The 24,966-nt window shown below is 58.5% G+C and carries 19 protein-coding genes, 1 pseudogene and 1 riboswitch; of the genes and pseudogenes, 8 read left to right on the plus strand and 12 right to left on the minus strand.

Features of this window, described 5'->3' with window-relative positions; translation table 11 throughout:
• Window positions 1-108 precede the first annotated feature (108 nt).
• From JN12_RS11485 to JN12_RS11525, 10 genes and pseudogenes are all read right to left on the minus strand, one after another.
• The gene (locus tag JN12_RS11485) at window positions 109-3,252 is read right to left on the minus strand and encodes an efflux RND transporter permease subunit (RefSeq protein ID WP_145022831.1); all 3,144 of its coding nucleotides are present in this window, start codon (window positions 3,250-3,252) and stop codon (window positions 109-111) included.
• A gap of 4 nt (window positions 3,253-3,256) precedes the next feature.
• Window positions 3,257-4,465 (minus strand): efflux RND transporter periplasmic adaptor subunit, encoded by a 1,209-nt coding sequence (locus tag JN12_RS11490; protein WP_145022833.1) that lies wholly within the window; start codon window positions 4,463-4,465, stop codon window positions 3,257-3,259.
• 286 nt (window positions 4,466-4,751) lie between these two features.
• A complete protein-coding gene (locus JN12_RS11495; RefSeq protein ID WP_145022835.1) occupies window positions 4,752-5,126 on the minus strand; it encodes a ParB N-terminal domain-containing protein in 375 nt (124 codons plus the stop codon).
• A 75-nt stretch (window positions 5,127-5,201) separates the two neighbouring features.
• Window positions 5,202-6,647 carry a carbohydrate porin gene (locus JN12_RS11500; RefSeq protein WP_145022837.1) on the minus strand — a complete coding sequence of 482 codons (1,446 nt, stop codon included), beginning with the start codon at window positions 6,645-6,647 and terminating at the stop codon, window positions 5,202-5,204.
• A 76-nt stretch (window positions 6,648-6,723) separates the two neighbouring features.
• A complete protein-coding gene (locus tag JN12_RS11505; protein ID WP_145022839.1) occupies window positions 6,724-7,983 on the minus strand; it encodes a magnesium transporter MgtE N-terminal domain-containing protein in 1,260 nt (419 codons plus the stop codon).
• A gap of 13 nt (window positions 7,984-7,996) precedes the next feature.
• A complete protein-coding gene (locus JN12_RS20490) occupies window positions 7,997-8,170 on the minus strand; it encodes a hypothetical protein (RefSeq protein WP_170241907.1) in 174 nt (57 codons plus the stop codon).
• Between the two features lie 12 nt (window positions 8,171-8,182).
• On the minus strand, window positions 8,183-9,454 hold the full coding sequence (locus tag JN12_RS11510; RefSeq protein WP_145022841.1) for an NRAMP family divalent metal transporter: 1,272 nt from the start codon (window positions 9,452-9,454) through the stop codon (window positions 8,183-8,185).
• A 492-nt stretch (window positions 9,455-9,946) separates the two neighbouring features.
• Window positions 9,947-10,116: riboswitch (M-box (ykoK) riboswitch) on the minus strand.
• A 117-nt stretch (window positions 10,117-10,233) separates the two neighbouring features.
• Entirely contained in the window at window positions 10,234-11,586 is a 1,353-nt protein-coding gene (locus JN12_RS11515) for a sigma-54-dependent transcriptional regulator (RefSeq protein ID WP_145022843.1), read from the minus strand.
• Complete coding sequence (locus JN12_RS11520; protein ID WP_145022845.1) at window positions 11,576-12,754, minus strand: ATP-binding protein; 1,179 nt, start codon at window positions 12,752-12,754, stop codon at window positions 11,576-11,578. Before JN12_RS11520 ends, JN12_RS11515 begins: the two co-directional genes overlap by 11 nt.
• A 36-nt stretch (window positions 12,755-12,790) precedes the next feature.
• Window positions 12,791-13,186: pseudogene (locus tag JN12_RS11525) on the minus strand (hypothetical protein); the annotation flags it as partial.
• A 166-nt stretch (window positions 13,187-13,352) separates the two neighbouring features.
• Between JN12_RS11525 and JN12_RS11530 the strand changes: the two are divergent.
• From JN12_RS11530 to cysS, 7 genes are all read left to right on the plus strand, one after another.
• Window positions 13,353-13,736 carry a hypothetical protein gene (locus JN12_RS11530; RefSeq protein WP_145022847.1) on the plus strand — a complete coding sequence of 128 codons (384 nt, stop codon included), beginning with the start codon at window positions 13,353-13,355 and terminating at the stop codon, window positions 13,734-13,736.
• A gap of 102 nt (window positions 13,737-13,838) precedes the next feature.
• Window positions 13,839-17,351 carry a hypothetical protein gene (locus tag JN12_RS11535; RefSeq protein ID WP_145022849.1) on the plus strand — a complete coding sequence of 1,171 codons (3,513 nt, stop codon included), beginning with the start codon at window positions 13,839-13,841 and terminating at the stop codon, window positions 17,349-17,351.
• A 55-nt stretch (window positions 17,352-17,406) separates the two neighbouring features.
• Window positions 17,407-17,793, plus strand: a complete 387-nt coding sequence (locus JN12_RS11540; protein ID WP_145022851.1) for a YbgC/FadM family acyl-CoA thioesterase — start codon at window positions 17,407-17,409, stop codon at window positions 17,791-17,793.
• Window positions 17,794-17,801: 8 nt separating this feature from the next.
• Entirely contained in the window at window positions 17,802-18,812 is a 1,011-nt protein-coding gene (locus JN12_RS11545) for a glycosyltransferase (protein WP_246125853.1), read from the plus strand.
• A gap of 37 nt (window positions 18,813-18,849) precedes the next feature.
• Entirely contained in the window at window positions 18,850-19,557 is a 708-nt protein-coding gene (gene ispD / locus JN12_RS11550; protein ID WP_145022853.1) for a 2-C-methyl-D-erythritol 4-phosphate cytidylyltransferase, read from the plus strand.
• A 10-nt stretch (window positions 19,558-19,567) separates the two neighbouring features.
• Entirely contained in the window at window positions 19,568-20,044 is a 477-nt protein-coding gene (gene ispF, locus JN12_RS11555; protein ID WP_145022988.1) for a 2-C-methyl-D-erythritol 2,4-cyclodiphosphate synthase, read from the plus strand.
• 70 nt (window positions 20,045-20,114) lie between these two features.
• Window positions 20,115-21,566 carry a cysteine--tRNA ligase gene (gene cysS, locus JN12_RS11560; RefSeq protein ID WP_145022856.1) on the plus strand — a complete coding sequence of 484 codons (1,452 nt, stop codon included), beginning with the start codon at window positions 20,115-20,117 and terminating at the stop codon, window positions 21,564-21,566.
• 78 nt (window positions 21,567-21,644) lie between these two features.
• Here the strand turns inward: cysS and JN12_RS11565 are convergent, their stop codons facing one another.
• Both JN12_RS11565 and JN12_RS11570 read right to left on the minus strand, forming a co-directional pair.
• Window positions 21,645-21,830: a ribbon-helix-helix protein, CopG family gene (locus tag JN12_RS11565; RefSeq protein ID WP_145022858.1), complete on the minus strand. Its 186-nt coding sequence runs from the start codon at window positions 21,828-21,830 to the stop codon at window positions 21,645-21,647.
• A gap of 303 nt (window positions 21,831-22,133) precedes the next feature.
• Window positions 22,134-24,410, minus strand: coding sequence for a sigma 54-interacting transcriptional regulator (locus JN12_RS11570; RefSeq protein ID WP_145022860.1), 2,277 nt, complete (start codon window positions 24,408-24,410; stop codon window positions 22,134-22,136).
• A gap of 336 nt (window positions 24,411-24,746) precedes the next feature.
• Here JN12_RS11570 and JN12_RS11575 point away from each other — a divergent pair, with 336 nt between their 5' ends.
• Window positions 24,747-24,959, plus strand: coding sequence for a DUF2281 domain-containing protein (locus tag JN12_RS11575; protein WP_145022862.1), 213 nt, complete (start codon window positions 24,747-24,749; stop codon window positions 24,957-24,959).
• Window positions 24,960-24,966 lie beyond the last annotated feature (7 nt).

Raw genomic sequence — 24,966 nt, forward strand, 5'->3', positions numbered from 1 at the left:
GCTAAGGCAATAATTGCCAATCGGATTTTCCGATAAAATACAGTAGGTGTTACCATCGCGCTTGCTCCTTAATGCATTTGCTTCTGCTTCGGTTGTAGAATGCCCGGTTCATTCCCCGGGTTCGGCATCATTCCCGAGTTTCGGCAGGATGTCGTGCGGCCCGGCAATCCAGACGTAGAGCGTCGGCAACAGAAAGACACTTATCAGCAGGTTGGTGATCAGTCCCCCCACGATCACGATCGCGAAGGGGCGCTGGGAGTCGGAACCGATGTCGTGCGACAGGGCCGCCGGCAGCAGGCCGAGTGTGGCGACGAGCATCGTCATCATGATGGGACGAAGCCGCAGGGTGGCGCCTCTGACCGCCGCCTCGCGGATGGACAGGCCCCGTGTGCGCAGCTGATTGATGTATTGCACCATGATGACGCCGATCTGGACGGCCACCCCGAACAGGGCGAGCAGGCCGATGCCGGAAGAAACGCTGAAATGAGTCCCGGTCACGAGGAGCGCAAGCAAGCCGCCGACGCTTGCCACGCCCACATTGATGAGCACGAGGGAAGCCCACTTGAAGGATCTGAACGCCGTGTAGAGGAGCAGCAGGATGAGAAGCACCGTGACGGGAACGATCACCGCCAGGCGCGCATTCGCCCGCTTCTGGCTTTCGTACTCTCCGGCCCAGTCCAGATGGTAGCCCTGGGGCAGCTTCACCTTTGCATTGACCTTGCGCATGGCCTCTTCCACGGTGGAGCCCAGGTCGCGGCCGCGAACGCCGTACTTTATGGCGATGTACCGTGAGTTCGCCTCGCGATAGATCATGGAAGCGCCGTCTCCGACCTTGACGTCGCAGAGCTCCCCGAGGGAGACCCTTTCCCCGCTTGGGGCGAGAATCCGGATGTTTGCGATCTCCTCAACGGTTCTGCGGAAGGGCTCCTGGTAGCGCACTACCAGGTCGAAGCGCTCCTCGCCTTTCAATATCTGGCTGACCGGATTGCCACCCACCGCCGTTTGAATGGCATCCTGGACATCCGCCACGTTGATGCCGAACCGGTCCGCCTTCTTACGAGCAACGGTCAGGTTCAGGTTTGGCTGTCCGAGCACCCGGAAGATACCGAGGTCTTCGACCCCGGGGACGGTGCGCATGACCGCCATGATCTCTTCGCTCTTCTGCTCCAACTCTTTCAGGTCGCTCCCGAAGACCTTGACCGCGGACTGGCCTTTCACTCCGCTTAATGCTTCTTCCATGTTGTCGGCTATCGGTTGGGAAAATCCCCAGGCAACGCCCGGAATCTTTTCAACTTCCTTGTCCATCGCTTGTATCAGTTCCTCTTTGTTATCGTGGAACCGTTTCCGCCAGGTATCCCGGGGCTTGAGGTCGATGAAGTATTCGGTGTTGAAAAAACCGGTGGCATCGGTCCCGTCGTCCGAGCGACCGACTTGGGAAACAACCTGCTTCACTTCGGGGAAACCTGCAAAGGCAAGCCTAGCCTGATTCATGACGCGTTGCCCTTCCGACGGTCCCGTGCTGGAATCGAGAGTGCCTCTGGCCCAGATGGCTCCCTCATCGAGGTGGGGCAGGAACTCCGACCCTATGACGCCGCTGAACATCAGGTAGCCGGTCAGAACGACAGAGGCCATACCCATCCCCAGCGTAAGCCAGCGGCGCTCAATCGCCCATTCCAGTGCCGTGGGGTAGTGCGTCATGAGCCAGGCCATGACGGGGTTATGCCACTCCTTGGGCTGCTTGCGGAAGAGGTAGCTGGCAAGCACCGGTGCCAGGAGCATTGCGAATATCAAAGCCCCCAGCAAGGCGAAGGAGACGGTCCAGGCCATGGGCTGGAACAGGCGGCCCTCGACGCGCTGCAGCGTAAAGATCGGGAGGTAGGCGGTGATGATGATCGCAATTGCGAAAAAAACGGGCCGCTGCACCTCGTGGGCTGCCAGATGAATGGTCTCTTTGATGTCCCACGTGGCATCATCCCGTAACTCGAGATGACGCAAGATGTTCTCCACCATCACGACCGCACCGTCCACCATCATGCCGAAGTCAAGCGCTCCCAGTGACAGCAGATTGGCGGGGATGTGCCGCAGGTCCAGCAGGATCGACGCGAAGAACAGTGAGAACGGAATGGTAAGGGCCACGATCAGGGCTGAGCGGGCATTCCCCAGGAAGAGGAAGAGGATGATGACGACGAGAATGATCCCCTCGGTGAGGTTGTGCAGGACCGTGTGCGTCGTGTAGTGGACGAGATCGTCCCGATCGATGTGCGGGACGATCCGCACCCCTGGCGGCAGAACGTGTTCGTTCAGATAGGTAACCTTCTTGTGCAGGGCGGCCAGGGTGGCCTCGGCTTCAGCCCCCTTGCGCATCTGGACAATCCCCTCGACGACGTCGTCGTTGTCGAAAACCCGCCCATCCTCGTGGCGGATGGCCTTGCCCAAACGCCCCAGGCGGACCTTGGGTCCCTGGGTGACGGTCGCGACATCCCGGACCCGTACCGGTGTGCCGTTCTGCGATTTCAGAACGGTCGCGCCGATGTCATCGGTGTCGCCCATCAGGCCGACGACCCTGACATTGAACGCCTGCTGTCCTTTCTCGATGAAGTTTCCGCCCGCGTTGACGTTGTTCGCGGTGAGGGCCTGCTCCACCTGGCCGATGGACAGTCCGTAGGAGACCAACTTGTTGGGATCGACCCGTACCTGGTATTCGCGTGTTTCGCCGCCGAAGATGGAAACCGCCGCTATGTTGGGAACCGCCATGAGGTTTTTGACGACTGTCCAATCCTGTAGTCGCTTCAGCTCCATGACGTCGTATTGGGGATTGGTGCTCTCCAGGGTGTAGAAGTATATCTGCCCGGCAGGACTGAAGTCGGGGCCGATCTGGGGAGAGAGCCCCGGTGGGAGGTTTACCTGGGTCAGCTTCTCCAGGACCTGCTGCCGGTTCTGGAGGTTGTCCGAGTCATCGTCGAAAATGATCGTAATGAAGGAGAGCCCGGCGAGAGAACTCGAACGTATGTGGGTCCGGTGGCCGACTCCATTCAGCTGGGTTTCCAGCGGAATCGTTATCTGTTGTTCCACTTCCTCTGCGGCGCGGCCGGGCCACTGCGTAATTACCCAGACGTATTTGTCGGCCACATCCGGATACGCCTCCACGGGGAGGCGGTGAAACGAGATTATCCCCCAAATAAGGAGCAGGACGCCGATACTGAGAACGAGGATCCTGTTTTTCAGCGCCGATTCGATGAGGTACGCGATCATATACCTATTTGACCTCCGAGGCATTGGCGAACTGGAGGGCGTTGACGGCTACCTTGTCGTGAATCTGCAGGCCCGCAAGAATCTGCTGAAGCCTGTCGCCCGCCGGAGGCCCGGTCTGAACCTCGGTCTTCCGGAACCGATTGTTGCCCAGCGACACGAACACCCAGTTTCTGTCACGCAGGCGCACAATGGCGGAAGTCGGCAGGACGAGTCGTTCGCTGCGCTTCCGGGAGTGCAGCGATGCGGTCACGAACATGCCCGAGCGCATCAAGAGGCCGGGATTGGCCAGTTCGATGCGGACCTTCGCCGCCCTCGTGCCGGGGTCCAATATCCGCCCGATGTTGCTCACGCGGCCGGTAAACGGCCGCTCCGGATAGGCGTTGAGGTGTACGGACGCCGTGTCTCCGAGATGCACCTGCGAGATGACATCCTCGTAGAGATCGCACAGCACCCATACGCGCGACAGGTCAGCGATCGTGAACAGGTTGGGAGTAGCGTCGAGAGAACGGACCCCGGTACCACCCGACACATTCTGCTCAACGATCGTACCGGAAATAGGGGCGCGCACATCGAGGATGGTGGAATAGTGGTCAGGGTCGCCGCCGAGAACGCTGACGCGGTTGGCTGTTGTTTTCACGTCGATCCTGGCCTTGTCCTCTGCGTTCTGGGCGGCCTCTAGGTCTTTTTCGGCGATTGCGCCGCGTGCATAGAGCGCCTGGGAGCGCTCCAGCTGTTTGCGCGCCAGGAGTTCATCGGCCCGGGCTTTCTGATAATCGGAGAAGGCAGAGGCCAGGTCCGGACTATGGATCTGGAGCAGGAGCTGCCCCTTCTTGACGTCGTCCCCCATCTTTACCTTGATGTCCGCCACGCGCCCCCCGGCAAGGGCCAGTACGGCGACCGAGCGATTCACGTCGGGTGTCACCACGCCGTTGGCGTTAATTTCATCTGCGACTTCCTTCCGTTCCGCCTCTACCAGCGGGAACCGCTCCGGATGCTCCATTTCGATCACGTTTGGATCGGACGATTTCACAACCACGGTTTTCACTTCTTCAGGGTGTGAATCCTCCTTGTCTGCGTCCTTCCGGCTGCATCCGGTTCCTGAAAGGACAAGGAGAAAAAGAGCCCAGGTGAAAAGGAACTGCATGATCTGCCGCACGACCGTTTCCGTAACGTAATGTGTCGGAATACGGGTACAAGGTGCCTGTTTGTTCATGGGTACTCTCCGCCGCGAATATTCTCAGCATGGTGATTTACCAAATCAATCAGGCAACCATGCTCAGGTGCCATAAGTTCAACATCTGTACCGGTCTGAAACTGGTTGAAATAATTAAGGACAGGGTTCGTCAAAAGAGGAGAGTTTGCAAGAAATGTATACTGTTATTGCGGACTAAGGAGAATAGAGGTGAAGGGATTCTTGGAGACCGGATTTTTCAAGCTTGTAATGGAGTGCCCGCACGGAAATATCGAGGATTCCGGCATAATGGCTGGCGAGCGAAGTTTTAGACGATCTTACACGGGATATATTCATCCTCATCAAAGGAATATACTGCACACAGTCGATGATAACCGTCTGCAATGACTACCTTGCCATTGCGCTCATCTCTTACCAGTAGAATAGGCGAAAGTTGTTTTCCATCCGCGATCTTTTTACGGTCTTTTTCGACATGATAATTACTGATTCCCAACAGCGATAGTCCCGATGCCCTGAATATGTCCTTAGCCTTGAATTGTGTCAATTGAGTGTTTCTCAAGTTGTTTACTATCGTCTTTACCGTAGTGGCCCCATATATCAGACCCAGATAGGATGCGGCGGCGGGATAATCTTTTTCTTCAGGTTCAGGCAACCATTTGATGCTACCATTAGTTTTGCTCATATTGACTATCCCCTGTCATTGTTGATACAGATCTTATCGCTCTGATGTAACCTTCAGCAGCAAGCCGTCAATATATCAAAAATTCAGTCGTGCCCGCAGGCCGTAGACTTCAGCCGGTCCCCGGTCCTTGTTGTAGCCGGGATTCTTGATGAACTGGAAATCAGGAGAAACCTGGATATATTTGCCGAGCTGGACGCGATAATAGACTTCGAGCGCCTGTTCATAGCCGTAATTCAGTCTGCCATCACCCAGGAGTATGCCGTTTCCACCGGCTGCCAGATAATTCTTATGCGGCGTTGACAGACCGTTCACCCCGTATGCGAGCCCCAAATCGTCTTCTTTCCTCCCCCAGTGGACTCCGTTCACCTGGACGCCGAGACTTGCATGGCGGTCGGATTCCACATAGGCCCAACTCTCGTGTCCTCCGCCGTTCCAGCCGAGGCGTCCGAAAATGCCCGTTTCCCCTTCGTCGGCAAGAGGTTGCTCGAAATTCAATCCAAAACCGTACTTGGTGCCACCTTGCTTCTCAACAGTCAGGAGATCGGGCACGGTGGAGGTGGCGCGCCCCTGCACCAGCGCCGCATTATAGCTGCCCATGCGAGACTCGTTGAAATAGGATAGCAAGCGGACTACCGTGCCCGTATCGTTTGGCTTCCAGGTGAGTTCGAGGTTGTAGCCAAGCTCTCTCATGTCAATAAAATCGAAATTGGCACCGTTGCCCGTATTGGGTTCCATGTAGACGCCGAAGGCCAGTCGCCATCGCGGCTGCGCCAGGGCAGTGACCAGTCCGTAGCTGTAGCCCCGTGTATCTGCCGCATAGTCCCATGCGGTATTGTACAGGAAATCGTAGTTGAGAAACTGGGTGCGGTTGTTATTTGCATAGCGGTTCAGATCGAAATCATCCACAGCAGCTATCTTACCGGCTTTTACTTCCCATCTGCTGACAGGTTGGCTTCCGGGGATTTGGTCCATGGCCCGATCCACCTTTTCGGTTTCAGTGGAAAGGGGCAGGAAGTACCTGAGAAACAACCGTGCCACATAAGGGGTCTTTGGCAGGTCCGACGACCCCGCCCTGATGACGTCCCCATTGACGAATCCGCCAAGTCCCGTCCCATTGCTGATCCCGTTTCCCCGGAACAACTCAAGATCCAGGTAGGCTTGCAGCGTTGGCGCCAGTTGGGAGCCCAGATACAGTCCATATGTTTGGGTGAAATCGCGTCCTTTGCCGTCATTGGTCGCGAAACTGTTCGGTCCCTGATAGGGGGTGTGGAAGCCCGGCACGCTTTGGTATACACCGTTGAACTGTCCACCCAGGACCTTGGGGAACCAGTCGGGCAGGGCTTCTATAGCAGTAAGCGCAGAATTCGTTGGAGCGGCTTGTGTCGGTGCCGATGTAGCAACAGTTCCCGGGGTCTTAACCACTTGCTCCGATGGATTTTTATCGGCATGGGCCGTAGCTGAAGTAGTGACAACAAAAACCACTGCAATAAAAGTCAGGCAGGTATTCCCAAGCGTTCTCATGACAAAACTCCTGATAATTCTTCGGCAACTGTTCCGTCATCCCTCGCATTTCCTGTTCCGACGGTATTTCAAGCGACTAATGATCAAGTCCCATGATATCCCGGTAGGTCAATACCCCCCTGATAACATCGTCCGCAGATAAGACCGGCAAGGCATCAAAGCGATACCGGGAGAATTTCTCTCTGGCGTCCTCAATGGAGTCGATCTCCTCAAGGCTGATGACTTGGGTAACCATGATGTCTTTAAGGTGCGATCCGGGCTTTGCCATAAGCAGATCCGGGAGGCTTACGACACCTTGCAATTTTTCATCATGATCGACCACGTAGATGTAATCCACCACATCCGCATCTTCAGCGAATTTGCGGAACGCGGATATAATGAGGTCGGTTGTCATGTCCGGCAGCATCCTGATGAAGTGCTTTGTGGTCAGGTTGATGATTGATTCATCCTGCTTTTCAAGGAGCGATTCGATCTTCTCTGTCTCGGTGTGCTCCATCAGGTGCAGAATCTGTTCTGCATCTTCCGTCGGCAGGGCCGAAAGGACATCGGCCGCCTGGGCGGGAGTCATTTCATCAATCAGATCCGCTACACGCTCCTTGTCCAGTGACGAAATCAGGCTGCGCTGAACCCGCGGTTCAATTTCTTCAAGGGTGTCAGAAGCCTGCTCGGTATCCAGTTCGTTAAAGATCGCCAGCCGTTGCTCCTCGGAGAGCTCTTCCAGGATATCTGCCAGGTCAACGGGGTGAATATCAGGTAATGCTTCCTTGAGAATATTGAGCTTCACGTTCCCTTTGAAGCTCCCTATCTTCTCGGGCAGCGGCTGGATATATGCCCAAGAAATGGTCTCTTTCTTGAACATCTCGGCCAGGTGATAAACGAATTTGGCCACATAACGCAGCCCCAGGCGTTTCAGGAGCCCATACTTGCTGAAGTCCACATCGGTGGCATAGAGTTTCCTGTTACGCTGTACCAGCTTGACGTCGTAGACGATATCGATCTCATTGCCGTCCAGGTCAATGACCTTCTTGTCCAGAATATGATCCTTGAGAAGCACCTGTGTCTCTTCCGGCTCTCCTTCGAACGAAGTGATGTCAGGAATATCAAGAATAATTTTGCCATATCCAAGGGTCTCAACCAGCTCGAAAGGTACCAGTAGCGATTTGTGGCCGAAAGGGCGGCTGACGAGAACATGGGTGACCTCGGGGATCTTTTCGTGCTCTCTGATGAGCAGATCATCCAGCTTGCCGACTCTCTTTCCTTGAACAAAGACCTTTGCTCCGATCAGGTCGCTCAGGAAAAAGCTTGTTTCCGTAGTTTTATCGACAAAGGTATTCATGGCGCACCTCGCTTTACAGGAGAGTTATGAACTTGTACAAAAGCAGCCCGACCAGCAGTATCAGGTACAGGCGCAGGAACAGGAGGGAGCCTCTCACCCAGCCGGACATCTCCACATTCGGTTTAGCGTACTTTTGATTGATTTCTCTAACTTTGGCGAAGTTATGCGAAAAGAAATCTCTGATCATGGCGCATGTCTCCTATTTGAACATGTTCGGGAACAGGGTGCTGATCCCGTAAAGGGTCGAGAGGATGACAATCACCACCACGATGATGGTGGTGATGACATTCTGCCAGAGGGTGTTGGTGTACTCGCCCATGGTCTTTTTGTTGTTCAGGAGCAAAACCAGGAAGACCAGCGCCGCCGGGAGCAAGGTAACCGCCACCACTTGCACGAAAAGGGTGATCAGTACCAGGGGTGCCTTGGGGATCAAAACCACCAGCCCGGCAGTGATGAGCGTCAGGAAGTAGTTGGCATAAAACCAGGGGGCCTCGCGGATCTTGTTGTTGAGTGAGTGCGCCCAGCCAAACACTTCGCCAAAGGCCCAGGAGCTGGCCAGAGAGATGCAAATTGCCCCCAGGAGCCCGGCGTCGAAGAGGCCGATGGCCATGAAGGTACCGGCGTACTTCTGGGTCTTCATCAGCATAATCGAAGCTTGGGCAGCATCGTCGATGTTGACGCCCGGAAGAATGGTGCCGGTGACAATCACGATGAAAACTGCCACCACCACGGTCAGGATCGCGCCGACCAAGGTATCCAGTTTTCCCCAAGGGATGTCCTTTTCCTTCGTCCCTTTATCCACCACGGCGCTCTGCTGGAAGAAGAGCATCCAGGGTGCGATGGTGGTGCCGATATTGGCCATAAGGAAGAAGAAGAGTTCGTTGTTGAAACCTCCCGGCGGTATATGGGGCACGAATCCTGTGTGGATGATGTCTGCTACCTTCGGCTGGACCATGAAGGCGCCGGGAATATAGATCAGGTTTACTGCGCAGAAGACCATCGCGATCTTCTCCCAGGTCCAGTAGCGACCGTTCAGGACCATGATCCCCATCAGGATGCAGACGCCCAGCACGGTCAGCCAGGGGGGAATCCCGAAGATCCTGAGTGACGAAGTCATGCCGATGAATTCGGTGACCAGGGTCAGCCAGTTGACTATCATCAGGTCGATCAACGAAAACCAGCCCCAGAAGGCACCAAATCCGGCAAAGATGGCCTCGCCATGGCCCCGTTTGGTGACGGCCCCCAGACGGACGGTCATCTCCTGGACGTAGTAGGCGACCGGTACCAGTATGAGCAGGAACCAGATCAGGTGATAGCCGTATTTTGCGCCGGTGGCGGCATACGTTGTAATGCCGCCGGCATCGTTGTCAGCCACCATGACGACGATCCCCGGACCGGAGATGATAAAAAAGAGCTTGATCGCCTTCCAGACACGGCGGAACTCGTAATAGATGTTTGAAAACCTGAACATATCCTGAATCTCCTTCCCTATGTGTCCGAACTATTTTCCGTGCCGTCGCCAGGCCCTTGTGACCCTGGGCCATGTGCGGGTGCCGGTCAGTATCGCCGCTCCCACCCCGGAACCGCTGACGACAGCTCTCTCCGTAGACGGGTATTAGCAGATCGAAAAGACTGGTTTTCACCCGTATCAAGCTCAGGGCGTGCAAAGACGAACCACGGTACGTACCGCAGGTGACCGGAACCAGCCTGAGACTGAAATGTAAGGAGGAGAGATATCCGACGAGGGATTCCCTGCTTTTTTTGTCCCCGCTTCACACAACGGAAACATTCAAAGCAGAGAAGAAAAAGGAGGTAGGCTTTGAAGTGATTACCGCTGGGAGAACGGGATGGGTAAATGATATTCGCTACTATGACTGTCCAATTGGGAAACCACCACCTTTCCGTTTCAGAATACGCGCAATAAAAAAGGCCATGGAGAACCATGGCCTAAAAATAGCGTACCCTGATTCCCCACTCGTAGGTTTTCGGCAGTGCACAACGTAGGTTTCGAGAAACCAGCTACCTTAGGTCAAGCCTTAATCCGGCAAGACCTGGTCTACCCATTGGCGTCTTTCGACGTTTCCGGGCAGTAGCCTGTGTTTGTGCAAACGCCTCATGCTAACGAGGAATTTTACCTGTTTATACCCCGCATAATTATTTGTCAATTCTTTTTTCATTTCTGAACAGGTCCCAGCCATAACCACAGCTGATTGCGCTAACAGGCTGAATCTTTGCGTATATATAAGATTTTTACAGCCCGTACTTGTCTATTTTGTAATGGAGTGCCCGCACGGAAATGCCGAGGACTCTGGCCGCTTCGGTCTTGTTGTTACCGGCTGCGGCCAGGGCATGGAGCAGATACTCTTTCTCCAGCCGTTCAATCGCTGCATCCAGGGGGAGCGAGTAATCGATTTCCCCGCCGCCGGCAGGCGTCTGGGCGGTTTGCACGGTCAGTTCCGTGTCGTCGATAGCGGCAATCTCCCCCGGGGCAAGAGCCACGGCTCGGTTGATACACCATTTCAGCTCACGGATGTTGCCGGGCCAATCATACTGGAGGAGGCTTTTCTTCGACTGTGCCGACAACTCCTTCACCTCTTTTTTGTACGCGTAATTGGCTTCTCGTATGAATGCCGCGGCAAGAAGCGGAATGTCGTCGCGCCGCTCCCGCAGGGGAGGGAGTTCGAACATGACCCCGTTTATCCGGTAGAACAGGTCCCTGCGAAAGGGTGCGGCAGGATCGGCCAGATCCCTGTTGGTCGCTGAGATGAGCCTGAAATGCGCCTTCCGCTCCTTTGTGTCGCCAAGCTTGTAGTAGACGCCATCTTCCAGTACGCGGAGAAATTTTGCCTGGACGGTTTCCTGTAGTTCACCGATTTCATCGAGAAACAGGGTCCCTCCGCTTGCCTTTTCCACCAGCCCTTCCTTATAGGAGACGGCCCCGGAAAAGGCCCCCTTCATATAGCCGAAGAGCTCGCTCTCGATGATCTCCTTTGGCAATGCAGCGCAGTTGATCGACACCAGTTCCCCTTTGGAGCCGGAAAGTAAATGTATCCAGCGCGCCAGTTTTTCCTTCCCGGTTCCCGTATCCCCTTTGATCAGTACCGGGAGATCAAGAGTGGCGATCAGTTGCGCCTTTTCGACGATCTCCTTCATGCCGCCGCTTCCGGTTGTGACGAACGGTGGGGCGATCCTGCTGATTTCCCGGTCGAGGGAGACTACCCGTCGTTGGAGGGTCCGGTTTTCCAGGTGGACAGCCAGTTCTCTCTGCAGTCTTTCGATGTCGAACGGTTTGACGATGTAATCGGTGGCTCCTTCCTTGAGCGCCTTGACAGCGCTGGCAATCGTAGCAAAGGCGGTCATAACCAAAACCAGCGGCATCGGCTGAAAGGCTCGCAACTCTTCTAACAGGCCGATCCCGCTGCCGTCGGGGAGATTGACGTCGAGGAGGATGGCATCGGGAATATGCGCGCGGAGTGACTCAACGGCACTTTTGACAGAGCCGGCTTCCTCGACGACGAACGTCCCCTCCAGGGCCAGTTTCAGCGACTCGCGAAAGTATGGTTCGTCATCCACGATGAGAAGCGTTGGTTTATCATCGATCATACGGCCTCACCCTTTTCCGTGGCAGGGAGAGCCTGACCCCTGCTCCGTGTTCCGGTCTGTAGAGGGTAATAATAATGTCATGCGCTGCCGCAATCTTCGCGGCAAGATAGAGCCCAAGCCCCGCTCCGCTGGAACGGCCGCTGACAAACGGCGTGAGGAGGGTGCCGAGATCCGCGTCCTTGGGAAATCCTTTGCCGTTATCCTCAAAAAGAATCGCGGCCCGTCCGCTTTGCTCCGCTGTCTCCGTCTGCATAGTCACCCGTAGTTCGCCCGCACCTGCCTCCCGACTGTTCCGCATGAGGTTGTCGAAAAGCAGCCCCAGATAAAACCTGTCGCCGTAGACTTCCCAAGGGATCTCCGTGCCTAGTCGTAGAGAGTTCTTTGCCGCCAGTTCTTCAACAAATGAAGGGAGAATGACCCATTCCGAGTGACTCGCATCAACATCTTTCCCGTAGGCCAGCAGATTATTGATCAGTTGCTGGGTCCGGTTCAACTCCTCCTTGATCATTACCTGGAAGCGGTCAGTGAACGCCTTGTCCCCGATTCGCGCAGGAAAGACCTGGATCAGGTTCGAGATGGTGGCAACGGGTGTTTTCAGTTCATGGGCCAGGGTAGCGGCCATGCGTCCCAGAAGCGCCAGGGCCTCGTGCTCTTCAAGCACCTTTCTGATTTCCTCGTGTTTCACCTCCAGATGCTGCCGCAGCTCCTGGACCTTTTCCCTTTTGTCCCGGTAGATGACGATGCCGGTAAACGCGGCAAAGGTAATGAAGAGGCCAAAAACGAGCTCCGGGAGGTCTAGGATGGCCATCTGGCCTTTCAGGAACGAATTGACAATGAAATAATCAATCCGGCCCTCTCCCTCGTTATATGAGAAAAGGAAAGAACTGTCACGGCCGGGCTTACTGTCAGTGACCGGGTCAACGGCAATGATTTTACCGTTCAATGCCGAAGCTGAATAGGACTTTAAGAAACGGAGCACCTCGTCAGGTGTGAAGTTACTCGTAGCCCCCTTGAAAGAAGCAGCTGCAAACCGTATCTCCTGTTCCAGTTCTTTCCGGAGGCTTTTTTCAACCGCGAAGTTTTCAAAATAATCCATGACCAGGGTGGCAACAATGCCGATTAACAATGAAATCAGGAAATATAGGATGATTCGCAATGGTTTTTTCAAGCGAAATGACCTCTCTCGGGACTGCAATCAATGGCCAACTGCGAGGTGATTCCGGTCCAGGGTGTGGGTGTGGAGGGCCCGCTGGCCGCCGGCCATGGGGGGCTCCACGAACTGGAAGATGGCCTGGAGGGTGTCCTCCTGCTGTGCCCGGTTCAGTTCGTCGCAGTGGACGACTGTCTCCGGGTCGCCGCTGGTCGGCCACCAGGAGGGGCGGGACCAGTGCATGACGGTTCCTTCCCGGTAGGGAATCCCCACCAGATCCCCCACCTCCATCTGCCCCAGCCGGAGCGGCACGTAGCGCCGGCCGAGCTCCCGGCAGACCTGGACGATGCCGGCACTCTTTCCCACCCCCCGATGGCCGACCACGCAGGGGGTGAGGCTGGTCTTGGTGACGATCTCCTTGAGAACCGTCTTCATCTGTTCTATGTTCATGGCGAATCTGCCCTCACGATCGGAAGATGTGGGAATTATCATGCAGGGTCACGGTCCCGTCAACAGTTTTGGCAGCAGGGAGGCGGCTTCACTTCGCAGGGAAATGTGGTTTACTGAAGATACGCTAAAGGCTCAGGGGGCGGTGCTGAAAAATAGCGGGGGAATCATGGCAAAAGGTTATCTGGCCAACAAGGAACATATGTCGGCAATACAGATGTTGGGCAAGGGGCTGGCCAAGCGGGCCGGGTTCCGCTGCGAGTGGTGCGGCGGTTCTGATGACCTCCGGCCGTGGGATTACCGGCCCGACCAGGAGCCAGAAGAGGCCGGCCTGGCACTGCTTTGCAGCGGCTGCCGGGAACTGGCGGACGGTCGGCAGGGGGATGCACATCAGTTGCGGGGGATCAGGGATGCGCTCTGGAGCGATATTCCGGCAGTGGCCGAAGGGGCGGCGCGGGTGCTGGCCCGTTCCCGTGAGCCGTGGGCGCGGGAGGCAATTGATGAGAGCTTCATTGACGACACGGTCAAGGCCGAACTCCTGAAGGGCCTGTAGGGGCGGCGCTTGCCCCGCCCTTGCCGGCACGCGGAATTTATGGCAAGCAGGGCGCAGCAAGCAGCGCCCCTACATCAGTGAAACAAGAAGGTAACCCTCACCATGTCCGATCCGTCGCACCCCTCATCTCGCCGGCGCCGGCCTTTTGTCCGGTGCGTTGTTCTCTTCCTGGTCCTTCTGGGGGGAGGCTTCCTCGCACTCAAGCTCTATCTCCTGTCACCGCTGGCCCCCCGTCAACTGGGCAGTATCCTGACGGCGCAGATTGGCCAGCCGGTGTCGATAGCCGGATTGCGCCTTTCCCTGAACGGGGTTGTGGTGGATGGGCTGTGCATCGACAACCCTCCGGGCTTTGGCGGTCAGCCGTTGTTGGCAGTTGGGAGCATCCGGATCGTCCCGGCCTGGGCCGACCTGGCAGTGGGCCGCTACCGGCTTGCCTCGGTCCGGATCGCCGGGGTCAGGGTGGCATTGGTGAAGAATAGGGCCGGTGTCTGGAACTTTACCGGTCTTACCCGGCGGCCGAAAAAGCCCGGCAAGGGGGCGGAACTCCTCGTCGACCGGTTGGAGATGGCGGATGCGGCCTGTAGCGTGGCAGGTCAGTGGGCCGAGCATGTCGCCGTTACGATCACCGGACTTGCCAGCCGCGGCTCGCGACCGATGACCTTCGGGATCAGCGGCCGGGTGGACGGGACACAGCTTGCCCTTTCCGGGGATGGCCGCCTGGGAGACCGGCCCGAGGTCCGGTTCACCGTTAGCGCACCCGATATCGTGTTGCCGGCAGCGGTCAGAGAGGGCAAGGCACTGGCGATGGACGGTGCCGCCGGCTCGCTGCTGCTGCACGGGAGATTCGGCAACGGGCTCCTGGCTCTGGACGGCACGCTGGCGCTGCACGGCGGAACCGTTAACCTGAAGGGTGCGAAGGTTCCCGTGGCTGCCGATTTTGCGATTCGTGGCGGGTACCGGATGACCGATGACACGGCAATTCTGGAGAGTCTTCGTTTGAGTCTCGCCGGCCGACCGGTAGTCGAAGCCAGCGGTACGGTTGCCGCTGTGCGGAGTGAGCGGCGCGGAAAGGGTACGCTGTCGTGGCGGCAGGCCTCGCTGGCCGAGCTCTCCTCCCTCCTGCCGGCTCGCCTGCGCCGGGACCTGATGGTGGCCGGCACCCTGGTGCCGGGAACTCTGCGCCTGGCCGGCAACCGTAAGGACGGGGTGACAGCCGGCGGGGGCCGGGTTGTGGTGCGGGACGTGACACTGCATAAGGGGGAACGGCTGGTGGTCAGCGGCCTCGCGGCCGACCTGGAGACGCGGCGGGTCGCAGCGGGCTGGGCCGTCAGCGGGGATATCCGGACTGTTTCCCGGGATCGGGGTGCCGTGCTGGAGGAGGTGACCCTGCCGGTCCGGGTAAGCCTCACCAACCGTTTTGCCCTGCAGGCGGCCGATGTCGCTGCATTCAAGGGGCGGCTGGCCGGTGCTCCGGTGAGCGGCAGCGCCAGCTATCGGCCCGGCGACCAGGAGCCGCTGCGCCTGACCGTGGTTGCCCGGCCGATCCCGCTCCGGGATTTGAGTGGTCTCCTCCCCAACGAGCGCCTGCAACTGCAGGACGGCAGCGGTGACCTGTCCCTGCAGCTGGCCGGCCGTACTCCCCGGGACTGTCGGGGGGCGTTCACTCTCCGGGTGACCGGCCTCGCAGCCAGCAACGGCGGGCGCCAGTTTGCGGCCGGCTCGGCGGTCGCCGGCGGCGTCGTTACGGTTGCGGCCGGCGTGCCGTCCTTGGCCGGGAACCTGGCCATTGACCAGGGGATGATGGCCGGCAAGCCCCTTGCCGGCTCCACCCGCTATACGGTCTCACCGGGTGGCTTTACTCTCTCGGCCCTGCTCCTGCGGATGGCGGGCAAGGAGTTGCGGGCGGCCGCGGTGGCGGGCACCGTGCCGACGTCCCTGCACCGAGCCGGTGAAACCATTGTTCCCCTTGATCTCAGGTGGAGCGGGCTGGCTGGAGTATCCGGCCGGTACGGCTTCACCGACTGCCGAGGGGCGCTGCAGGCCGATCTGCACAGTACGGGGGATAAACGCTGGCTCGCCGGCACGGCTCAAATTGCCGGCGGCCAGCTGCTGGTGGTCGGGACTCCGGTAGGGGCGGTTTCGGCCGAAGCTGAGCTCGGGGAGGGGAAGCTTCGGGCCACCCTGCGCGGCAGCTTCATTGAGGGGGGAGTGGACGGCAGCATCAGCCTCGATCCGTTTGCGTTTTCCCGTGGTGTCACCTGGCGCAGCAAGGTCGGCGGCGCGTCGCTTGCCAGGGTGGCTACGCTGTTTCCGACTGGCAAGTTCCCCTGGGCAGAGGGGGGGAAGATCGACCTGCAGTGGGACGGCAGCTATTGCCCGGGAGAGGGTGTCGGCGGAACGATCAGGCTGGCCGGCCAGGAGATCGCCCTGGCGGACGCGAAGGGGAAGGGGATCATTACTGACGGTGCGGTCCGGGCCGTGGCGGATCTTACCGGCGGCGACCTTGTCCTGCGGGAAGGGGCCGTTGGTGTCGGGCCTGATCTGCAGGTGTCCGTTTCCGGTGAGCTCAAGCGGGCCTTTGCCCCGGAGCGTAGCGGGACGTTCCGGCTGACGGCCGCCAGGACCGGACTCAACGCCCTGTTCGATGCCTTTGCCAACCGACTTCCCCGCCCGCTCCAGGAGGCGACCGTTGGTGGTGAGCTGGCGGCCGAAACGAGCATCAGGGTTGCCGGGCGCACGGCCGAGGTTGACGGAACTTTGACGCTGGCCGATGTCCAGTTGGAGATACCGGGCCAGAAGCTGGTGGTGAGCGGGGTCCGGGGGACGCTCCCCTTTTCCCTTTATCCGTCCGGAAAGGGTCGGCTGCCGGCCCGGCCGGCCACGCCGGTCAGCCGCGACAACATGGCGGCACTCCTGGCCGATGCCCGCCATCGCCTTTCGCCGGCCCCTCCGTTCAGGATAGCCAAGGTCCGCTTCGGCCCCATGGAACTGAACGATCTGCAGCTCGTCGTCCGGGCAGGGGACGGTCTCACCGAAATCTCCTCGTTGGTGGCGATGCTCTACGGCGGCCGGCTCTACGGCAATGGCTTCTTCCGTCTGGGGGAGGCGCAGCGTTACGGTGGTAACCTGCTGCTTGACGATGTCAGCTTGCGCAGGCTGTGCGAGGTGTTTCCGGCCATTAAAGGGTATATCTCCGGCCGGCTTGATGGTATAGTGAGCCTCGCCGGCACGGCGCCAGGGAGCGAGGGGCTGGTGGGGTTCGTCGATCTCTGGACCCGGCACAGTCGGGACGAGCAGATGTTGGTCAGCAAGGAGTTTCTCCAGAAGCTGGCCGGCAAGAAGCTGCGGGGTTTTTTCTTCCGCAGCGACCGCTCCTATGACCGGGGGGAGATTGCCGCTTCCCTGGAGAGTGGCATCCTGACCTTCGACCGGCTGGACCTGTCCCACACCAACTTTTTCGGTATCAAAGACCTGAGCGTGTCGGTGGCCACGGTGCAGAACCAGATCTCCCTGGAGCACCTCCTGTCCGTGGTAAAGGAGGCGGCCTCGCGGGGAAAAGCGGTCAGCACCGGCAGCGAGCCGCCGGCGGAAACCGAGTTCAAGTGGCAGGAGTAGATGCCGTGACAGGTGACTGGAAACGAATCACGAGTTACGAGTTACGGATTTTATTATGGAATTTCGCATATACTACGAGGACACCGATGCCGGCGGGGTAGTGTACCACGCCAACTATCTGGGGTATTTCGAGCGGGCCAGGACCGAGTTCTTCCGGGAGCGCGGGGTGTCGGTCCGGGATCTGCACGATCAGGGGAGCCTCTTTCCGGTAGTCCGGCTGGAGGTCGACTACAAGGCGCCGGCCCGGCTGGATGACCTGGTCAGGATCGAGACCGAGGTGCTGGAGGTGGGGCGGACCGCGTTCACCCTTGGCCAGCGGGTGGTCCGGGCCACAGACGGTGTGCTGCTTGTCAGCGGCCGGGTGACCCTGGTGTGTGTCATGCCCGGCATGAAGGCAAAACGGCTGCCGGCCGAGGTCGTCCAACTGCTGGAACGGGGCTGAGAGGCTTTTTGGGCACGCAACCGCTGGTCTCCATCCTGATGCCGGTGAGAAACGAGGAGCGCTTCCTGCCGGCGGCCCTGCGTTCCCTTGCATCCCAGACCCTGACCGACTGGGAGCTGGTTGCGGTGGACGATGGCTCGACCGATGCCACGCCGGCCATTCTTGCGGAGGCGGCCTGCCGTGAGCCGCGCATCCGGGTGATGGGCTCACCGGAGCGGGGACTCGTGCCGGCCCTTAACGCCGGGCTGGCCGCTTGCCGGGCATCGCTGGTGGCCCGGATGGATGGGGACGACGTGTCCCATCCCCGGCGCCTGGCCGGCCAGACGGAGTTTCTCGCCAGGGAGCCGGGAGTCGGACTGGTCGCCTCGGCCTTCCGGCACTTTCCCCGGACCGGACTGCGGGTCGGCATGCTCGCCTACGAGTCGTGGCAGAATGCGCTGACCTCCCACGAGGCAATGGTCGCCGATCTGTTCGTGGAGTCCCCGTTTGTCCACCCCAGCGTGATGTTCCGTCGGGAAGCGGTGCTGGCGGTCGGCGGCTACCGCGATCTGGGCTGGGCCGAAGATTACGACCTCTGGTTGCGGCTGGCCGGCGCCGGTGTCCGGTTCGCCCGTCTGCACGAGGAGCTCTTTTTCTGGCGCGACCGCCCGGAACGGGCAACGCGCACCATGATGGAATACAGCCCGGAGGCGTTCCGCTCCTGCAAGCTTCACCATCTCTGCCAAGGATTCCTCGAGGGGGAGCGCGAAGTGGTGCTGGCCGGTGCCGGCCGGGAGGGAAGGGCCTGGTGTCGGGCCTTGGCCGGGGCCGGGATACGGGTGTCTGCCTGGGTCGATGTGGACCCGCGCAAGGTGGGACGGACCCTGCATGGCGCGCCGGTACTCCCCGCGGATGCAGTGACGCCCGCCGGCCGCAAGCTTCTGATCACCGTCGGCACCCGCGGGGCGAGGGACGGGGTACGGGGCTGGGCGCAGCAGGCTGGCTTTGTCGAGGGAAAGGATTTCCTGTGCGTAACGTAACAGGGTCGTGGGTAAAAACCCCTGAGGGAGGTGTGACGTGGCGGTAATCGCACTGGTCCCGGCTGCCGGGATGGGGAAGCGGATGGGGGCGGGGATCAACAAGCAGTACCTGCTGCTCGGCGGCATGCCGATCCTTGCCAGGACCCTGCGGCTCTTCGAGGATGCCCCGTTTGTCGACCGGATCGTTCCGGTCATCCCTGCGGACGAGATCGACTTCTGTCGGGAGCAGGTGGTGGAACGCTACGACTTTCGCAAGATCGAGGAGATTGTGGCCGGCGGCAAAGAGCGGCAGCAGTCGGTCCTGAATGGTCTTCGGGCCCTTGAGGGGTGTGCCGATGACGACATCATCGTGATCCACGACGGGGTCAGGCCGTTCGTGCCGCAGCATGTGGTGCAACGCTCGATAGAGGTGGCCCGTGAACATGACGGTGCCCTGGTGGCGGTGCCGGTGAAGGATACGGTCAAGGTGGTGGAGGCCGGCATTGTGATGGCCACCCCTCCCCGCGAGACCCTCTGGTTGGCCCAGACCCCCCAGACATTCCGCTACGGGGTGATCCGGGCGGCCCACGAGATTGCCGACGCCGAACAGTTTCTCGGTACCGACGACGCCTCCCTGGTCGAGCGGCTGAACGACAAGGTTCAGATCGTCATCGGCGATTACCGGAATATCAAGATTACTACCCCTGAAGACCTGGTGCTGGCGGAAGCGTTCTTGGCGGCGGCGAAAAGCGAAAGTGAAAGGTGACAATCCTATGATGCGAATCGGTCATGGCTATGATGTCCACCGCCTGGTGGCGGAGCGGAAACTGATCCTCGGCGGGGTGGAGATCCCTCATGGTAAAGGGCTCCTGGGGCATTCGGACGCGGATGTGCTGCTTCACGCCATAAGCGACGCTATCCTGGGCGCCATCGGCGAAGGGGATATCGGCAAGCATTTTCCCGACACCGATCCGGCCTACAAGGGGGCATCCAGCATCAAGCTGCTGCGCCATGTCTTTCTGCTCGCCGATGACAAAGGGTACCGGATCGGCAACGTGGATGCGACCATCGTTGCCCAGCGCCCCAAGCTGGCCCCCTATATCCAGCAGATGCGGGAGAATATCGCCGAGACCCTCGATTGTGAACCGGACCGGGTGAACGTGAAGGCGACCACCACCGAGGAGCTCGGCTTTGCCGGCCGGGGCGAGGGGATCGCCACCTATGCCGTTGCACTCCTGACGCAAAAACAGTAACCCCTTTTCATTCATGGGGGTGATGTGGTAAGGTCTACCCCTTTTGTCATTCCAATTCAGAGAGTTATCCATGTCCTTGAAGCTCTATAACACCCTGACCGGCACCAAGGAAGAATTCGTTCCGCTGGAACCGGGGAAGGTGAAAATGTATGTCTGCGGGGTGACGGTGTACGATCACTGTCATATCGGCCATGCCCGGGCCAATGTCGCCTTTGACGTGGTCTACCGCTACCTGCGTGCCAGCGGCTACCAGGTCACCTATGTCCGCAACTATACCGATATCGACGACAAGATCATCAATCGGGCCAACAAGGAAGGGGTGCCGTACAACGTCATCTCCGAGCGGTACATCCGGACCTTTGACGAGGATATGGCGCGGCTCGGCCTGGCCCTGCCGACCCATCAGCCACGGGCGACCGAGCATATCGACGACATCATCCGCCTGGTCCGGACCCTGATCGACCGGGGGCATGCCTACCAGTCGGGCGGTGACGTCTATTTTAGCGTGGAGACCTTCCCTTCGTATCTCAAGCTGTCCAAGCGGACCCTGGAGGAGATGCAGGCCGGTGCCCGGGTGGAGGTGGGGGAACTCAAGCGGAACCCGATGGATTTTGCCCTCTGGAAAGAGGCGAAACCGGGCGAGCCGTTCTGGGAGTGCCCCTGGGGAAAGGGGCGACCGGGGTGGCACATCGAGTGCTCCGCCATGAGCAGTTGCCTCTTGGGGGAGACCTTTGACATCCATGGTGGCGGCCGGGACCTGATCTTCCCTCACCACGAGAATGAGATCGCCCAGTCCGAGGCTGCCACCGGGAAGCCGTTCGTCCGCTACTGGCTGCACAATGGTTTCGTCAACATCAATGCCGAGAAGATGAGCAAGTCTTTGGGGAACTTCTTCACCATCCGGGAGGTGCTGGACCGTTACGACAGCGAGGTGCTCCGCTTTTTCCTCCTCTCGGCCCACTACCGTTCTCCCATCGACTTTTCCGACCAGAACCTGTCTGAGGCGGAAGTGGGGCTGGAGAGGATCTACAAGGCGCTGGCCGGGGTCGAGGAGGCGCTGGCCAAGCCGCCAGCTACCGGTGCTGCCGGCGTGGCACACGCCGAGTTGGGCGAGCGGCTCGCCGCGTTCGAGACCCGTTTTAAAGAGGCGATGGACGATGACTTCAACACCGCCCAGGCCCTCGGCCATATCTTTGATTTGGTGCGGAGCGTGAACCGTTTTCTGGCCGAGAATGAAGGCGACCGCGCATTGCTGGAAGCGGTGCGGGCGGCCGTGGCACGGGTGGCGGAGGTATTCGGCATCTTCACGTCGGCGCCGGCGGCATTTCTGGAGCGGATGCAGACGAGGAAAGCGGGGGAACTGACGGTTCCGGTGGCGGAGATCGAGCGGTTGATTGAGGAGCGGACCGCTGCCCGCAAGGCGAAAGATTTCAAGCGAAGCGACGAGATCCGCGACTTTCTACTGGAGCGGGGGGTCGCCTTGCTGGACGGACCGCAGGGGACCAACTGGAAAGCGAAATGATAATGTAACAAATGAGGGATTCAGAAACGAAAATGGCCGCGAAAGCGGCCTTTTCCGTTTCTGAATTGAAGCAGTTCGTCAGGCGGCCTGACGGTTCATTTCCAGGTTGGTCAGTCTGGTCTTGAACAGGGACATGGCTTCACGCATGATGTCGGATACGCTCATGTGGGTCTGGTCCATCAATTGAGCCAGTTCCTGACGCTCTTCGTCACTGATCCGCATGGATACCACGTTGTACCGGGGATTCTCTCTCATTCTGCCCATAGTTACTTCCTCCTATGTGTTTATTCGTTCGTTTTTGATGAATACACAGGAGAAATGCTAATTTGATGCCAGTTCTTGAAGTGGGGCATGTTTTGTATTAACATGCTGAAATAACTGAATTGTTTGGTATGGAGTGCTGTGTGGAGAAGGGTTGGGGGGGGAATAATTTGTGCCATTTGTGGCACGCATCGGCAAATAATATACATCAGCGCTAAAAAGATTATCCAACGGGTTGTGGGTAATGAGTGAAGTTGCTAATAAATAATATCTTATGCTACGACAGTAACAATCTGTAATCACTATTCATGGTTGTTCGGTGTCTCTCTTCCTCCCCTTCAGCCCGTGCTTGTCAAGGATGCGGTAAAAGGTGCGGCGCGGGATATTGGCAAGTTGTGCCGCTTTTGACACATTGCCACCCGCTTCTGACAGATAACGAAGGATCAGCTTCTTTTCCACCCGCATGACGTGGGGTTCACGTTCCTTTTTGAACGACTTGAGGTCAAGCACCTCGGGCGCCTCTTCCACGTAGTTTTCGGCGAAGATCAGCGGCAGGTTGCCGAGCCGGATCGTGTCGTCATGGGTGAGCACCGCAGCCCGTTCTATGATGTTCTGCATCTCCCGGATATTGCCCGGCCAGGCATACCGCATCATCGCCTTCATGGCACGGTCCTCTATTCCCACAATCTGCTTGTTCAATTTGGTGCGCGTTTTTTCCAGGAAGTGGTGGGCGAGCATGGGGATTGATTCGGTCCGCTTGCGGAGCGGCGGCATGGTGACGGTGAAGACGTTCAGGCGGTAATACAGATCCTCGCGAAACCATCCTTCTTTGACACCAGCCTCCAGATCCTTGTTAGTGGCGGCGATCAGGCGGACGTCCACATTTTTGGTAGTTGTGCCGCCGACCGGGCGGACATCGCCCGAGTCGAGGACGCGGAGGAGTTCGGCCTGCAATTTGGGGGTGATGTCACCAATTTCGTCCAGGAAGATGGTGCCATTGTCGGCGGCTTCGAAGAGTCCTTTCTTGTCGGCGATCGCGCCGGTAAAGGCCCCTTTCTTGTGCCCGAACAGTTCGCTTTCCAGGAGCGAGTCGGTGAGAGTGGTACAGTTGAGCGTGACCAGGGGCTTGTCGTTGCGGCTGCTGTAGCGGTGGATGGCCCGGGCGGTAAGCTCCTTGCCGGTCCCGGATTCTCCCCGGATCAGGACGGTGGTGGGGGTGGGGCCGACCTGTTTGATCAGATCCAGCACCTCCGTGGTCTTCCGGTCGTTCCCCACGATGAACTGGTCGCCGTATTCCTTGTCCAGTTCCCGTTGGGCCAGTTCGTACTTTTCCAGGAGCCGGCCGCGATCCTCTTCCAGTTGCCGCAGGTTGTGCGGCAGACACATGTCGAGATCGGCCAATCCCTGGTACACGGCCACTGCATACTCGCGGCAGGTCCGGTAGCCACAGGCACGGCAGTTCAGTTCGTCCTTTCTGGTCAGCTTGTTGGTTGTCTGAAGGATCTGCTTGATATCAGTTCCTTTGGGTTGCTGCAGCGGGGCGTATTTGTCGCTGAACGTCCGCTCAAGCGATGGGAGGGGCATCTGTTGGCGGTAGAGGGGGAGCGTCTGGTACGGTGCCCCCTTCTTGAAATGGTAGATGATCAGGTTCCGTTTGTAGAGGCTGGTGAGTTCCTTGTTCTTGCCGGGTCCCCCGATGCAGCCGTCATAGCAGAAGCGGAGATCGGCCATGCGGGGGCTGATCCGACCTTGGGCGAGGTCCTTGATGAGTCCCATGACATTGACTTCTCCCTGGGCGGCAATGATCTCCGTGTCGAGCGGATCGGTGGCTATGGAAAAGGCCTTGAACGCTCCGTCGGCAATGGGGAACAGCCGGCCCAGGTGTGGTTCGATGCCGTCGAACGGCTGCTCCGGGAGGGCTGAGAGCGCTATGGAGCGGTTGCGGAAGAAGTTGTCCAGTTCCCGGTAGGTCAAAATAACGTCGATGGCGTCGTAGTTTGTGTTGGGGTGGTTATCGAATTTGGCGGCAATGCAGGAACTTATGTAAACAACCTTGGTCTGTGCGCCGTACACTTCCTTGAGCCGGCGACCCGTGGCCACCATAGGTGTGACGACCGGTACCAGGTAGTCGATGAGGGATGGATAGTGGCGTTCGATGAGATCGACCACTGCTGGGCAGTGGGAGGCGATGAGGGGGTGGGAAGCTTCCTCCATTACCTTTGCATACGAACTGGCAATCAACTCCACACCGGAAGACCCTTCATGGACTTCGGAAAACCCGAGTTGCTTCAGTCCTGCCACCAGTTGCCCCGGGGTCACATAGTGGAAAAATGCCGGGAACGAGCTGCCCAGGACTGCTATCACTGGCTCTGGCGAGGCAAGCAGGTTTTCGGTTTCGACAAGCTTGTCGGACACCTGCTTTGCCTTCTGGGGACAGTTGTTGAGGCAGTTGCCGCAGCCGATGCAGCGGGAATAAATGATTTCGGTATAACTTTCTTCAACCTTTATCGCCTTGACCGGGCAGCTTCTGACACAGGAGTAACATTTACGGCACTTGTCGGGATTTGTGGTGATGGGGTGCATGGCATCGCTCCGGAGATATTTCTGGCAGAATAATGGATTTGAAAAAAATGTGCAAGAAGTGGCACACTCTGGGGCGGGGGTAAAAAAACACCCTAGTGACTAGGAGGGCAAGTCGACTAGGGCATAATGAGAGCCTCTCGGCTCTCGCAATCGTTTTCTTTTGATGTAAGAATACACCCAACCCTGCCAGTCGGCAACGTGATTTTTTTTGCATATCGGGAAGGAAAACCTCCCTACGGGATGCTCACTGCGTGTGGCCTGAATGATCTGCCCGTGTCAATTGCGGGCTTGGCCACTTTATGCTATAAAGAATGTTACGTACTAATGGGAGGCATCATGACACTGCATATGGACGAGCAAAAACTGTTGGCGGATTTTCGTAATCTGACACCAGATGCGCAAAAGGAACTGTTGGATTACGTGAACTTTTTGGCAAAGAAGCAGCGTTCCACCCACGAGGCGGAGCGTACCGGAGCCGGTTGCCAGTGTTCGCTGAAGCAACCGGAGAAACGACCAGAGACGGCTAAAGAGCCGATCTTCACCGAATAGATCCCCA

It is taken from the genome of Geobacter argillaceus, from assembly GCF_007830735.1.
Lineage (GTDB): Bacteria > Desulfobacterota > Desulfuromonadia > Geobacterales > DSM-12255 > Geomobilibacter > Geomobilibacter argillaceus.

Bases quoted from the DNA above. Each gene is read 5' to 3' on its own strand.
- JN12_RS11485 (WP_145022831.1), bottom strand. From the start codon at position 3,252: ATGATCGCGTACCTCATCGAATCGGCGCTGAAAAACAGGATCCTCGTT.
- JN12_RS11490 (WP_145022833.1), bottom strand. From the start codon at position 4,465: ATGAACAAACAGGCACCTTGTACCCGTATTCCGACACATTACGTTACG.
- JN12_RS11495 (WP_145022835.1), bottom strand. From the start codon at position 5,126: ATGAGCAAAACTAATGGTAGCATCAAATGGTTGCCTGAACCTGAAGAA.
- JN12_RS11500 (WP_145022837.1), bottom strand. From the start codon at position 6,647: ATGAGAACGCTTGGGAATACCTGCCTGACTTTTATTGCAGTGGTTTTT.
- JN12_RS11505 (WP_145022839.1), bottom strand. From the start codon at position 7,983: ATGAATACCTTTGTCGATAAAACTACGGAAACAAGCTTTTTCCTGAGC.
- JN12_RS20490 (WP_170241907.1), bottom strand. From the start codon at position 8,170: ATGATCAGAGATTTCTTTTCGCATAACTTCGCCAAAGTTAGAGAAATC.
- JN12_RS11510 (WP_145022841.1), bottom strand. From the start codon at position 9,454: ATGTTCAGGTTTTCAAACATCTATTACGAGTTCCGCCGTGTCTGGAAG.
- JN12_RS11515 (WP_145022843.1), bottom strand. From the start codon at position 11,586: ATGATCGATGATAAACCAACGCTTCTCATCGTGGATGACGAACCATAC.
- JN12_RS11530 (WP_145022847.1), top strand. From the start codon at position 13,353: ATGGCAAAAGGTTATCTGGCCAACAAGGAACATATGTCGGCAATACAG.
- JN12_RS11535 (WP_145022849.1), top strand. From the start codon at position 13,839: ATGTCCGATCCGTCGCACCCCTCATCTCGCCGGCGCCGGCCTTTTGTC.
- JN12_RS11540 (WP_145022851.1), top strand. From the start codon at position 17,407: ATGGAATTTCGCATATACTACGAGGACACCGATGCCGGCGGGGTAGTG.
- ispF (WP_145022988.1), top strand. From the start codon at position 19,568: ATGCGAATCGGTCATGGCTATGATGTCCACCGCCTGGTGGCGGAGCGG.
- cysS (WP_145022856.1), top strand. From the start codon at position 20,115: ATGTCCTTGAAGCTCTATAACACCCTGACCGGCACCAAGGAAGAATTC.
- JN12_RS11565 (WP_145022858.1), bottom strand. From the start codon at position 21,830: ATGGGCAGAATGAGAGAGAATCCCCGGTACAACGTGGTATCCATGCGG.
- JN12_RS11570 (WP_145022860.1), bottom strand. From the start codon at position 24,410: ATGCACCCCATCACCACAAATCCCGACAAGTGCCGTAAATGTTACTCC.
- JN12_RS11575 (WP_145022862.1), top strand. From the start codon at position 24,747: ATGACACTGCATATGGACGAGCAAAAACTGTTGGCGGATTTTCGTAAT.